Origin of the sequence: Niastella populi (assembly GCF_002078015.1) — a bacterium.
Lineage (GTDB): Bacteria > Bacteroidota > Bacteroidia > Chitinophagales > Chitinophagaceae > Niastella > Niastella populi.
This window is the reverse complement of sequence record NZ_LWBP01000182.1, coordinates 1-291: the sequence shown is the minus strand read 5'-3', so window position 1 is coordinate 291 and position 291 is coordinate 1. Positions and strand designations below refer to the sequence as shown.

The following is a 291-nucleotide window of genomic DNA, read 5'->3' as shown; positions in this document are numbered from 1 at the left end:
AAGTTTTCTCAGTCGGCGGCACATCTTCGCCTGAATACAGGGTATCATGTACATGTAAGATCTGCAGGCTGGCTTTGTTACTGGCTGCAATACTGATGGCAAACTCCAGTGCATTTAAAGACGCCCGGCTGTAGTCGGTTGGAACTAAGATCTTCTTAATCATTTCGATTTTCCTTTCGACAAATTTTTATTTGCAGTTTCGTTTTGGTTCATGAATTCCTGGTTTTTTTTTTAATTGTTTTTTTTACCGGCCGTTTATAAGCAATGGTATCTGTAACGCTCCGGTTCAAT

At 40.2% G+C, this 291-nt stretch carries 1 protein-coding gene; it reads right to left on the bottom strand.

Translation table 11 applies throughout. The features are described 5' to 3' along the window. On the bottom strand, positions 1-163 hold a 163-nt coding region (locus A4R26_RS36085; protein ID WP_369332937.1), incomplete at its 3' end, for a universal stress protein. Between the last annotated feature and the right edge of the window lie 128 nt (positions 164-291).